Source organism: Pseudaminobacter salicylatoxidans (assembly GCF_003148475.1).
GTDB classification, from domain to species: domain Bacteria; phylum Pseudomonadota; class Alphaproteobacteria; order Rhizobiales; family Rhizobiaceae; genus Pseudaminobacter; species Pseudaminobacter salicylatoxidans.
In genome coordinates, this window is sequence record NZ_QGGG01000018.1 from 1 (window position 1) to 11,939 (window position 11,939).

Consider the following 11,939-nt stretch of genomic DNA (forward strand, 5'->3'; position numbering starts at 1 on the left):
CGGCGGCAAAGGCGGCCGCCGCATCGCGGATCATCCGCTCGTCCTCCGAAAGCTGCCCTTCAAGCAGAAACGGATCTTCCCAAACAAAACTGGCTGCCGAGCCGACCTTCTTCTCGATGTTCATGACGCCTTCCGAGTTATTTGAAGCTTGAAATATCACCTTAGCGCAGATCGTCCGCAGGCAAAAGGATTTTCCGATGCGGCTGCAATGCTGCACAATGTCGGAAATTTCAAGCGGAAGGCCGCCTACGATGCGAAACGCTTGGCTCCGGCCACGCACAGCACCACGGCGGCGGTGACGGCAAGCATCGACCAGCCGACTGTTTCGTGCAACAGGGTCGCGGCCAGCAGCAGACCAAAAAGCGGCTGCAGAAGCTGAAGCTGCCCCACTACGGCGATGCCGCCGAGCGCCAGCCCGCGATACCAGAAGACGAAGCCGATCAGCATGCTGAACAGCGAGACATAGGTGAGCCCGATCCACGCATCGCGGCCGATACCTGCGAACGAGACGGGCATGGTCAGGACCATCAGAACGCCCATCACCGGCAGCGAAATGACGAGCGCCCATGAAATGACCTGCCAGCCGCCAAGCCTGCGCGACAGCTTTGCCCCCTCCGCATAGCCCAGACCGCAGACGACGATCGCTCCAAGCATCAGCAAGTCGCCTACCGGGGAAGCGGCAAAGCCCTGTGTCAGCGCAAAACCGGCAACGAGGAGGCTGCCCAGCCCCGAAAACAGCCAGAAAGCCGGCTTCGGCCGCTCGCCGCCGCGCAACACGCCGAAGATCGCCGTCGCCAGCGGCAACAGGCCGATGAAGACGATGGAATGGGCCGAGGTGACATATTGCAACGCCAGCGCGGTCAGCAGCGGAAAGCCGACGACCACGCCCAGCGCCACGACCACGAGCGACACGAGATCGTCGCGCGCGGGCCGCTTCTCACGAAAAACCACCAGCAGGCCGAGCGCCAGCAACGCGGCAATGGTGGCACGCGCGACGGTGAGGAAAACCGGGTCGAAATCCGCCACGGCCACGCGCGTGGCCGGCAGCGAACCGCTGAAGATCAGCACGCCCACAAACCCGTTGACCCAACCGCTTGCAGACTTGTCCATGCCACGCTCCTGTTTGAGCGGGGTATCGATCTTCCCGGCTGGCGCGACCAGAGACAGTCCGGTACAGTTTAATCAAACTGTATTGTCAAAGGGACCGGTACAGATGACACTGCAGCAACGCATCGAAGACGAGCCCGGCACGCTGGTCGAGCAGGTCATGCAGGCGATACGCGCGCGCATCGCGGCCCGTGCGCTGGCGCCCGGTGCAAGGCTCCCCTCCATCCGAGCCTTTGCCGTTACGATGCAGGTTTCCAAATCGACCGTGGTGGAAGCCTATGACCGGCTTGCCGCCGAAGGCCAGATCCGCTCGCGGCGCGGCGCCGGCTTCTATGTTGCTGGCCATATGCCACCGCTTTCGCTGGCCGAGATCGGACCGCGCCTCGACCGCGAGGTCGATCCGCTGTGGGTCTCGCGGCAATCTCTGGAAGCCCGCGATACCGTGCTCAAGCCCGGATGCGGCTGGCTGCCAAAGGAATGGATGCCCGATGAGGCGATCCGGCGCGCCCTGCGGACGCTGGCGCGTTCGGAACAGGTCGACCTTACCGACTACGGCCCGCCACTGGGGCTCAGTCCCATGCGTCAGCTTCTGTCGCGGCGCATGGCCGAGCACGGCATCGAGGCCGAGCCGCGCCAAATCATGCTCACGGAATCGGGGTCTCAGGCGATCGACCTGCTCTGCCGCTTCCTGCTCGACCCCGGCGACACGGTGTTGCTCGACGACCCCTGCTACTTCAACTTTCACGCCATGTTGCGGGCGCATCGCGCCAGGGTGGTGAGCGTGCCTTACACACCGAACGGACCGGATCTCGAAATCTTCGCGCAGGTGTTGGCCGAGCATCGGCCGCGCCTCTACATCACCAATTCCGGCCTGCACAACCCGACCGGCGCGACGCTGTCGCCGGTCATGGCGCACCGCGTGCTGAAGCTGGCCGAGCAGCATGACCTGACGATTATCGAGGACGACATCTTCGCCGATCTCGAGCCCGAGCCCGCCCCTCGCCTCGCCGCCTTCGACGGGCTCGAGCGCGTCATCCACATCGGCAGCTTTTCCAAGACGCTGTCGGCGGCCGTGCGCTGCGGCTTCATCGCCGCGCGACCCGACTGGATCGAGGGGCTGATCGACCTGAAGCTCGCCACCTCCTTCGGCGGCGGGCATTTTTCGGCCGAACTCGTGCATGCCCTGTTGAAGGACGGCAGCTACCGCAAGCATGTCGAAGCGTTGCGCGCGCGCCTGGCCCGCGCAATGGGCGAGACAGGGCCCCGCCTCAACCGGCTTGGCCTGAAACCATGGATCGAGCCGCGTGCCGGCATGTTCCTGTGGTGCAGCCTGCCGGACGGGCTGGATGCCGCGACGATTGCCCGTCGCGCGCTCGCCGAAAACGTCGTGCTGGCGCCCGGAAACGCCTTCAGCCTGTCACAATCGGCCAAGGGTTTTCTGCGATTCAACGTGGCGCAGTCGCTCGACCCACGCATCTTCGCGGTACTGGAACGGGCCATGGCCTGAAACTTACAGCACCAGCCGATATTCCCGCTCGATCCTGCCGGAGCGCGGATGGATCTTGCCCACGCCATGCACCTGCCAGCCCATGCGCTCATAGAGCCGTAGTGCTCCGGGATTGTCGGCATAGACGGAAAGCCTTGCCTGCGCGAAGCCCCGCACCTTCAGTTCCCCCATGACACCCTTCAGGAGAAAGCTGCCGACGCCACGCCCCCACCAGAGCGGCGCAACACCGAGATAATGGACTTCCGCGTCGCGCTCCCCCGTCTCTTCGACGGGAGCGACGGCCGCGAATGCCACAGCCGCATCGTCGCGCGCCAATGCGACCGGCAGGAATGCGCGCGGCGAACTGTCAAGTATGCGCTGGATGATCGGACGGGCAAGCTCGAGCGCCGCCACGTCGGCCTCGCCGTCGCGCCTGGCCGTCGCCTCGGCCCAGATTGCGGCAGCCGCATCGACATGCGTGGCAGTGCCGTCGATCAAGCGAAAATCCGATGTCACCTTTCCTCTCCGGGATTGCCCGCGAAACTCTATACCATGTCGGGTCTCGATTGGACCGGGAGCACGATCACGTTTGCATCGCCGCGCTATTCGACTGAAGATTCAGCGGCGGGAGATGCTCGCGAAACGCTTTCCCGCCAACGCAGAATCCGGGTAATATGCCGGCATGAGAATACGCCATCTTTCCGAAACGATGATCAACCAGATCGCTGCCGGCGAGGTCATTGAGCGCCCGGCAAGCGTGGTCAAGGAACTGGTCGAGAATGCGCTCGACGCAGGCGCGAACCGCGTGGAAGTCGCCACCGCCGGCGGCGGCCTCAATCTCATCCGCGTCAGCGACGATGGCTCCGGTATTCCCGTGGATGAACTGGAATTGGCCGTCTCACGCCATTGCACGTCCAAGCTGGGCAACGACATCCACGACATCCGCTCGCTGGGGTTTCGGGGCGAAGCGCTGCCTTCCATCGGCTCGGTCTCGCGGCTTACGATCCGTTCGCGCACCGCGCGGGCCGACGCAGCCGCCGAAATCTCCATCGAGGGCGGCAATGTCTCGCCCGTGCGGCCGGCGGCGGCCAATCGCGGCACGTCGGTGGAGGTGCGCGACCTGTTCTTCGCTACCCCTGCCCGCCTGAAATTCATGAAAGGCCAGCGCGCGGAGGCGACAGCGATCAGCGATGTCGTCAAGCGCATCGCCATCGCCTTCCCCAAGGTGCGCTTCACCCTTTCAGGCCCGGACCGCACCACGATGGAGCTACCGGCGAGCGACGACACGGCGGAAGGCCGTCTCGGCCGCATCGCCCAGGTGATGGGCAAGGAGTTCCCGGAAAACTCCATCGCTCTCGATGCCATGCGCGAGAGCGTGCAGCTTGCCGGTCACGTCTCGATCCCCTCCTATTCGCGCGCCAATGCGCTGCAGCAATATGCCTATGTCAACGGCCGGCCGGTGCGCGACAAGCTGATCGCCTCGGCCATCCGCGGCGCCTATGCCGACGTGCTGCCGCGCGACCGCCACGCCATCACAGTGCTGTTCCTCACGCTCGACCCGGCAACGGTGGACGTCAATGTGCATCCGGCAAAGGCCGATGTGCGCTTCCGCGATCCGGGGCTGGTGCGGGGCTTGATCGTCGGCGCCATCCGCGAGGCGCTTGCCAAAGCCGGGCTACGTTCGGCCACATCCGGCGCGTCGGCCATGATGAGCGCCTTCCGCCCCGGTGCGGCGGCCTATGGCCATCCCGGCCCGGCCAACGGGCATCGCAGCTTCAATCCCGGTTTCAGGGCGGCGAGCACCGCAGGCTTCGATGTTGCCTACTCGCCATATCGCCCGCTGGAACCGGCCGGTCCGGCTTTCGCGGAGACCGCACAGGCAAGCTTCGACACCGGCCCGTCAATTGCCAGCGTTGATGCGCGCGCCGGGCAGGCGGACATAGCCGACGAACTGCTGCAAATGCAGCTTGGAGCCGCACGCGCTCAGGTGCATGAGAACTACATCGTTGCGCAGACGGGGGATTCGCTCATCATCGTGGACCAGCACGCCGCGCATGAACGGCTTGTCTACGAAGCGCTCAAGAACGCCATTCATTCGCGCGCCCTGCCCGCGCAGATATTGCTTCTGCCCGAAATTGTCGATCTGCCCGAAGACGATGCCACCCGCCTTGCCTCGCACGCCGAGACGTTGCGGCAGTTCGGCCTTGGCATCGAGCGCTTCGGGCCCGGCGCGATAGCCGTGCGCGAGACGCCGGCCATGCTCGGCGAAACCGATGTGGCGCAACTCGTGCGCGACCTTGCCGATGAAATTGCCGACAACGACACCACCGAAACGCTGAAGGCCCGGCTCGACAAGATCGCCGCGACCATGGCCTGTCACGGCTCGGTTCGCTCGGGCCGGCGGCTCCTGCCTGAAGAAATGAATGCGCTGCTGCGGCAGATGGAAGCCACGCCCGGCTCGGGCACCTGCAACCACGGCCGCCCGACCTATATCGAACTCAAGCTCGCCGACATCGAAAGGCTGTTCGGTCGACGCTGAGCGCCGGCGACCGTTGCGCCGTCCAACCAGCTTGACCTTGCCGGGGATTTGTGGCGGAACACTGCTGAATAACAGGCTGAATGTAAGATGATGAACCGTTTCGAAGGCCCCGGCGCACGGGAAGCCCGTATCCGCTATCTCGATGGCGATTTCCAGGTCACCAGTCCCGGCTCCTTCGTGCGCTGCGCGGTGACGGGCGAATCGATTCCGCTCGATGAACTCAAATACTGGAGCGTCGCGAGGCAGGAACCCTATGTGAACGCCGAGGTCGCGCTGCAGCGGGAACTGGAAGCACATCCCGAACTGCGGGTGCGTAAAGGCTGACGCCTGATCCCGAGCCGAAGGATCGCGTCAGCGAAATGCGGCAGATTTTTCGGAAGATCATGCTTCGGTAAAAATCTAGAGCGAGGAACGATTCAACGAAAAGTCCTCTCGCTCCGAAAACCCGCAAGCTTTAAGCCGAGCGGCGCCGCCGCCATGCTTCGATCGTCTCATCCACGATGCGGGCGGGTGCATGCGCCAGTTCGAATACCGCATCGACTTCCAGCACATCGAGGCCGACAAGAAGGTTCGCCGGCGCATTGTGGCGCAGGCGTGCGGCATCCTTGGCCGTGGTGATCAGTTCAAGGTTCTCGGCGCGCGCGGCAGCAGCCAGATCGTTCAACTCGTCTTCGGCATAGACGTGATGGTCGCCGAAGGTACGGGTCTTTTCCACTGCCGCGCCGGTGCGCCGCAGCGTATCGAAAAACTTCTCCGGATGCCCGATACCGGCAAAGGCAAAAAAACGCCGCCCGGCAAAACTTTCCGCATCGCGCGGTCGCACTGCCGCCTCGAACACCGCCTTGCCGGCCCGCGAAGCCTTGCGCACAATGTCGTCGGCAGCCGCGCCCTCGCCCATTTTCAGGATGCCATCCGCATAGCGAAGCTGACCAACCAGCGGCGCGCGCATCGGCCCACCGGGAATGACATGGCCATTGCCCAGACCATAGCGAGCATCCACCACCAGCAGCGCATAGTCGATATGGATATGCGCGCTCTGGAAGCCGTCATCCATGATGAGGAAATCGCAACCCTGCTCCAGAAGCAGCTTTGCACCGGCCGCCCGGTTGGGAGTGACCGCCACCGGCGCATGCTCGGCCAGAAGCAGCGGCTCGTCGCCGACATGCTTTGCGCTGTCATGATGGGCATCAACGATGTGCGGCTGGCCGAAGCTGCCGCCATGGCCCCGCGACAGGAAGCCGGGCGAAAGCCCCATGCTGCGTGCCTGTCTGGCCAGGGCGATGGCAACCGGCGTCTTGCCCGAACCGCCGACCGTGAAATTGCCCACGCATAGCACCGGCAGGTCGAAGCGCTCGCGCCGCGCACGCACCATGCGACGGTTGGCAACGAAGCCATAGAGCGCCGAGACAGGCAACAGCGCATAGGCGCGCCAGTCCGGACGCTCCCACCAGAAGGGGGGCGCTTCGCTCGCCACGCCTAACGCGTCCCTTTCAGGCGCGACTTGACGATCAGGGGCTGGATGAACGGATCCAGCGCCTTGAGCGTTCGCGCCAGCGCGCCGCGCATTTCGCCGACGGTCGCGTTTCCAGCCAGCATCATCTTGTGCCGCACGTTGTCGTTCAGCAGCAGATAGTTCACCGCACCCGCAAGCATGTCACGGTCGCGCACCAGCTTGGCGCCGCCGCGCTGTATCAGCCTTTGATAGCTGTCGCGGAAATTCTGTACGTTCTTGCCCGAAAGCACCGCCGTATCGAGCATCGCCGGCTCCAGCGGGTTCTGCCCGCCCTCGCCCGTCAGCGAGCGGCCGACGAAGGCGATCTCCGTCAGGCGCAGGTAAAGCCCCATCTCGCCGATCGTGTCGCCAAGCAATATGTCGGTGTCGGCCGCGATCGCCTCCCGCGCACTGCGGCGACTGACCTTGAGGCCGAGGGCCGAAAATTCTTCCACCAGCGCATCGGCCCGGTCGGGGTGACGCGGCACGATGATGGTGAGCAGCCCCGGATGGCGCGCACGCAGGCGCATATGCACCTCCGCCGCCACGCTCTCCTCGCCGTCATGCGTGGAGATTGCCGCCCATGTCGGGCGATTGCCGATCTGCCGCTTCAGCGCCTGCAACTCGCGCTCGTTGGCGGGCGGCGGCGGCGTATCGACCTTCAGATTTCCAGAGACCGTCACCGGCCGGGCGCCGAGCGCAGCAAAGCGCTTGCCGTCGAGATCGGACTGGGCCACCACATGCGCCAGGTTCTCGAACAGCGCTTCGGCCAGATAGGAACGCTTCTTCCACGAAGCGAAGGACCGGTCCGAAAGGCGGCCATTGACCAGCACCTGGGGCACACGGCGCTTGCCGAGTTCCAGGATCGTCATCGGCCAGATCTCGGATTCGGCAATGATGGCGAGGTCCGGCTTCCAGTAGTCCAGGAAGCGGCTGATGGCCGGCTTGAGGTCGAGCGGGACATATTGATGGATCACGCGCTCGCCGAAACGCTCATTGGCAAGAGCGGCCGAAGTCACCGTGCCGGTGGTCAGAACGACATTGATGCCATAGCCGAGAATGGTCTCTATCAGCGGCGCAACGGCCAGCGTCTCGCCCACGCTTGCGGCATGCAGCCAGATCAGCGGCCCTTCCGGACGCGGCCGCCCGGCCCGGCCATAGCGCTCGCGACGCCGCACGGGGTCTTCCTTGCCCTTGCTGGAGCGCCACGCGACATAGGTGCCGATCACCGGATAGGCCAGCGACCCGGCAAGACTGTAGGTCGAAAGAACCGCGCGCGCCCAGCGTTCGCTCATGCGCGACCACCCTCCGCAATGCGATAGGCATCCTCGGTTGCCCTGTTAAGCGATGCCGTCAGTTCCTGCCGCTTGCGCTCCATCAGTTCCTCGTCTGCATCGGCCGGGACCGTTATCGGCTCGCCGATGATCGCCGCCGAGCGGCCGAAAGGCAGGTTGATGGTGGTCTTGTCCCAGGTGCGCTCCAGCACCTTGCGGCGGCTGGTGGCGACCGCCAGCGGCACCACGGGGCGACCGGAAAGCCGCGCCAGCGTGACGATGCCCAGACCGGCTTCACGCGGCGTGCCATGGGGAATGTCGGCGATCATGGCAACGTTGGTGCCGGCATCGAGTGCGCGCTTGAGCATGATAAGCGCGCGCGCACCGCCCTTTTCCATATGCTGCCTGTCACTGCGGCCACCGGAGCCGCGCACGGCTTCGAAGCCGAATTTTTCCAGAGCCAGCGCGTTGAGTTCGGCATCGGCGCTGCGGGAGACCATTGCCAGCATCTTCTGGCCGCGCGGCAGAAAGCATGGCGCCAGCAGGTGCTGGCCATGCCAGAGCGCGATGATCGCGGGCGACAGTTCCTCATAGGCGATCTTGAGGTCCGAGGAACTCTTGGACAGTGGATTGGTGAAGCGCACAAAGCGCAACGCGTTCGCGAGGAAGGACGCAATCATGCCCTTGGCGAAGCGGGACTGCGCCAGAGGTTTGCGAATCTTGCGCCAGAAGCCCTTCATTGCGCTCGCATTGCGTGGCTTTGCGGTCGTCACGCGCGCCGCCGGCTGTGCCAGTGTCTTTTCTTCCATCAATTCTGACCGGGACCCTTGCCGCTTTCCGGATCGAGCAACCGATGAAGATGAACCACGAAATAGCGCATATGCGCGTTGTCCACGCTCGCTTGCGCCTTTGCGCGCCATGCCGTTTCCGCCGACTTGTAATCCGGATAGATGCCGACGATGTCGAGCGCATCGAGATCGCGGAATTCGGTCGAACCGAGCGACTTCAGCTCTCCGCCGAAAACCAGATGCAAAAGCTGCTTTTTTCCGTCTTCCTCGGTCATGGGTGTTCCTGAATCGTGAATGACAAATTTGCCACTTCCTGGAGCATGTTGCAGCCAGGTGGAATCACTTGGCGTCGCACACATGCGGCAAAATCAATTAGATAGACCATGATGTCATCCGAAAACCGCTTCACACTTTTCGGCATCATGGTCTAGAGCAAATTCACCAGATTTGAAACCATTTCGGTTTTTCAGCTTTCCGTCCCGGCAATCACGCCTGCGATGGCATGAAGCAATTCGCCGCTTCCCGCCACCAGCGCGCCATGCGACGTGATCGCGCCGCCGTAAAAGGGCACCGCGCTGCTGGCGTCGAGAATATGTCCGCCGGCCTCGCGCAGGATGAGATCGGCTGCGGCAATGTCCCAGTCATGCGCGTTGGGCTTGACGAAAGTTGCGTCGATCCGCCCCTCTGCAATCAGTGCCAGCCGGTAGGCCAAAGAGGGGATATGCTGGACACGATGCGCACGCTCACGCCAGCCTTCCGGCAATTCGTCGAAATACGGCTTCGGGCCGCCGACTTCGAGCAGCGCGCCGGGTTTGCGAACACGGATAGCGCTGCCGTTCTTGCGGGCGCCCTTGCCCGGCAGCGCTGAGAAGACATCACCCAGCGCCGGGCAGTCGATCACACCGGCAATCGGACGGCCGTTTTCCACGACGGCAAGGCTGACGCACCACGAGGTCGAACCTTCGAGAAAGCCGCGCGTGCCGTCAATGGGATCGACGACGAAGGTGCGTCCCGCCGAAAGCCGGGCCTCGCTGTCCGCCGTTTCCTCCGATAGCCAGCCATAATGTGGGCGCGCTGCCGTCAGCGTCTCGCGCAGGAAGGCGTCGACCGCGAAATCGGCCTCGCTGACGGGCGATTGTCCCGACTTCATCCACACTTCCGGGTTCTGCCCGAAATAGCGCATGGCAATCGCACCAGCCTCGCGGCCCACATCGAGCAGCAGCGCCAGATCTTCCGTGTTGGGCGCCATGCCGGCTTTCTCAGCTTCCGGCAAGCGTCATTCCTTCGATGAGCAAGGTGGGTGCAGCCGTGCCGAAATTGCGGTCGAGATCGCTGGCCGGAACCATGCGCAGGAACATATCCTTCAGGTTGGAGGCGATCGTGACCTCCGACACCGGATAAGCCAGTTCGCCGTTCTCGATCCAGAAGCCCGAAGCCCCGCGACTGTATTCGCCGGTCACCATGTTGACGCCCTGTCCGAAGACCTCGGTGACATAAAAGCCCGTTTTCAGCGAGCGAATAAGATCTTCCGGCGAACGTTCGCCGGGCTCAATCGACAGGTTCGTGGAACCCGGCGAGACGGATGAGCCGCCACGCACACCACGACCATTGGTGTGCAGGCCAAGTTCCTTCGCGGCCGAAACCGACAGGAACCAGTGGTTCAGCACGCCCTTGTCGACCATGGCGAGTTTTTCGCCTTCCACGCCCTCGCCGTCGAAGGGACGCGACGATGGCCCGCGCATGCGCAGCGGTTCATCGATAACGGCGATGGCGGTCGAGGCCACCTGCTTGCCCATCATATCACGCAGGAAGCTGGTCTTGCGCGCCACCGAAGCGCCGTTGATGGCGCCGGCGAGATGGCCCGCAATACCGCGCGCCACACGCGGATCGAAGATCACATCGATCGGCCCCGTCCTGGCCTTGCGCGGATTGAGTCGCCGCACGGCACGTTCGCCGGCGTTGCGGCCGATCGTTTCGGCGGCGTCGAGATCGGCGAAATGCAGGCGCGAGGAGAAATCATAGTCGCGCTCCATCGCGGTGCCCTCACCCGCGATCACGCTGGTGGAGCGCCCGAAGCGCGTCGCCGCATATTGCCCGACGAAGCCATGCGAGGTGGCAAGCACCAGCCCACCCATGCCCGCGCTTGCGCCGCTGCCGCCGGAATTGGTGACGCCGGCCACCGCAAGTGCCGCCTCTTCCGCCGCCAGCGCATCTTCCTTCAATCGGTCGGCGGACACGACCGTGCTATCGAAAAGGTCGAGATTGCGGATCGACTTCGCCAGCGATGCGGCGTCCGCCAGTCCCTGATAGGGGTCTTCCGGAGATACCTTCGCCATCGCCACGGCGCGCTCGGCAAGCTGGGCCGGGTCGGACGTGGCGGTCGCCGAAACGCTGGCGATGCGCTGGCCAACGAAAACCCGCAGCGACATGTCTTCGCTCTCAGAGGATTCCGTGCCCTCGACCTTGCCGAGACGAAGCGAAACACTGGTGGAGCGACCACGCATGGCGACCGCATCGGCCGCATCGGCACCAGCCTTCTTCGCGGCCTCAACCAGCGCGGTCACGCGATCAGTGAGCCTTGCGGCATCTCTTGTGGCGTCATCGTTCATGCGCATATTCCTAAAACCGTTTGCGTGGTTCGCGCCCTTTGGCGCGGCCGCCATCTGAACCATCTATTGTTCCGCCCCCGCTTGTGCAATGGGTTAAGAGGGAGACTCAAGGATAGCATCGAAACTGGGAACGTAATCCGGACCCCGGCTGGCAGAGGCAACACTGCCGCTACGACAAGAGGAGCGCCGAAATCATGACACCGTTTCACCTCGCCTTTCCCGTCCGCAACCTTGAAGAAACGCGCGCCTTCTACCAGGACGTCCTTGGCTGCGCGATCGGTCGCTCTTCGGAAACCTGGGTCGATTTCGACCTCTTTGGCCACCAGATGTCGGCGCATTTGCGGCCGGGCGTGCCCACTGCGGCCAATGACGGCCAGGTCGGCGGCAAACTCGTTCCCATCCCCCATTTCGGCGTCGTGTTGCCGATGGAGGACTGGCAGGCGCTTGCCGACCGCCTGCAAGCACGCGACGACGTAGACTGGCTGGAGCACCCGATGGTTCGCTTTGCCGGCGAGCCCGGTGAACAGGCCACGCTGTTCATCCGCGACCCATCCGGCAACGCGCTGGAATTCAAAGGCTTCCGCTCGCTCGAGCAGGTTTTTGCGCATTGAGTGGATCGACGACAAGCGGGAAAGCACCCGCGC

At 64.0% G+C, this 11,939-nt stretch carries 12 protein-coding genes and 1 pseudogene; 4 read left to right on the forward strand and 9 right to left on the reverse strand.

Features of this window, described 5'->3' with window-relative positions; translation table 11 throughout:
• Positions 1-124, reverse strand: a pseudogene (locus tag C7441_RS20115) (acyl-CoA dehydrogenase); the annotation flags it as partial.
• Positions 125-246: 122 nt separating this feature from the next.
• Positions 247-1,110 carry a DMT family transporter gene (locus C7441_RS20120; protein WP_109614399.1) on the reverse strand — a complete coding sequence of 288 codons (864 nt, stop codon included), beginning with the start codon at positions 1,108-1,110 and terminating at the stop codon, positions 247-249.
• 103 nt (positions 1,111-1,213) lie between these two features.
• On the opposite strand from C7441_RS20120, the gene C7441_RS20125 reads away from it, so the two are divergent.
• Entirely contained in the window at positions 1,214-2,614 is a 1,401-nt protein-coding gene (locus tag C7441_RS20125; RefSeq protein ID WP_109614400.1) for an aminotransferase-like domain-containing protein, read from the forward strand.
• A 3-nt stretch (positions 2,615-2,617) separates the two neighbouring features.
• Here the strand turns inward: C7441_RS20125 and C7441_RS20130 are convergent, their stop codons facing one another.
• Entirely contained in the window at positions 2,618-3,091 is a 474-nt protein-coding gene (locus C7441_RS20130; protein ID WP_170125204.1) for a GNAT family N-acetyltransferase, read from the reverse strand.
• Positions 3,092-3,275: 184 nt separating this feature from the next.
• On the opposite strand from C7441_RS20130, the gene mutL reads away from it, so the two are divergent.
• Complete coding sequence (mutL, locus tag C7441_RS20135; RefSeq protein WP_109614402.1) at positions 3,276-5,132, forward strand: DNA mismatch repair endonuclease MutL; 1,857 nt, start codon at positions 3,276-3,278, stop codon at positions 5,130-5,132.
• Positions 5,133-5,219: 87 nt separating this feature from the next.
• Positions 5,220-5,456: a DUF2093 domain-containing protein gene (locus C7441_RS20140; protein ID WP_019173623.1), complete on the forward strand. Its 237-nt coding sequence runs from the start codon at positions 5,220-5,222 to the stop codon at positions 5,454-5,456.
• A 130-nt stretch (positions 5,457-5,586) separates the two neighbouring features.
• Here the strand turns inward: C7441_RS20140 and lpxK are convergent, their stop codons facing one another.
• The 6 genes from lpxK to C7441_RS20175 form a co-directional block, all read right to left on the reverse strand.
• Positions 5,587-6,606, reverse strand: coding sequence for a tetraacyldisaccharide 4'-kinase (gene lpxK, locus C7441_RS20145; RefSeq protein WP_109614403.1), 1,020 nt, complete (start codon positions 6,604-6,606; stop codon positions 5,587-5,589).
• A gap of 2 nt (positions 6,607-6,608) precedes the next feature.
• The gene (waaA, locus tag C7441_RS20150) at positions 6,609-7,919 is read right to left on the reverse strand and encodes a lipid IV(A) 3-deoxy-D-manno-octulosonic acid transferase (RefSeq protein WP_109614404.1); all 1,311 of its coding nucleotides are present in this window, start codon (positions 7,917-7,919) and stop codon (positions 6,609-6,611) included.
• Positions 7,916-8,707, reverse strand: coding sequence for a lysophospholipid acyltransferase family protein (locus tag C7441_RS20155; RefSeq protein WP_019173620.1), 792 nt, complete (start codon positions 8,705-8,707; stop codon positions 7,916-7,918). Before C7441_RS20155 ends, waaA begins: the two co-directional genes overlap by 4 nt.
• Complete coding sequence (locus C7441_RS20160; protein WP_019173619.1) at positions 8,707-8,961, reverse strand: DUF4170 domain-containing protein; 255 nt, start codon at positions 8,959-8,961, stop codon at positions 8,707-8,709. The genes C7441_RS20155 and C7441_RS20160 overlap by 1 nt, the downstream gene beginning before the upstream one ends.
• Positions 8,962-9,152: 191 nt before the next feature.
• The gene (locus C7441_RS20170) at positions 9,153-9,959 is read right to left on the reverse strand and encodes a 3'(2'),5'-bisphosphate nucleotidase CysQ (protein ID WP_109614405.1); all 807 of its coding nucleotides are present in this window, start codon (positions 9,957-9,959) and stop codon (positions 9,153-9,155) included.
• Complete coding sequence (locus C7441_RS20175; protein WP_109614455.1) at positions 9,946-11,295, reverse strand: TldD/PmbA family protein; 1,350 nt, start codon at positions 11,293-11,295, stop codon at positions 9,946-9,948. Before C7441_RS20175 ends, C7441_RS20170 begins: the two co-directional genes overlap by 14 nt.
• A gap of 194 nt (positions 11,296-11,489) precedes the next feature.
• On the opposite strand from C7441_RS20175, the gene C7441_RS20180 reads away from it, so the two are divergent.
• The gene (locus C7441_RS20180; protein WP_109614406.1) at positions 11,490-11,906 is read left to right on the forward strand and encodes a VOC family protein; all 417 of its coding nucleotides are present in this window, start codon (positions 11,490-11,492) and stop codon (positions 11,904-11,906) included.
• Positions 11,907-11,939 lie beyond the last annotated feature (33 nt).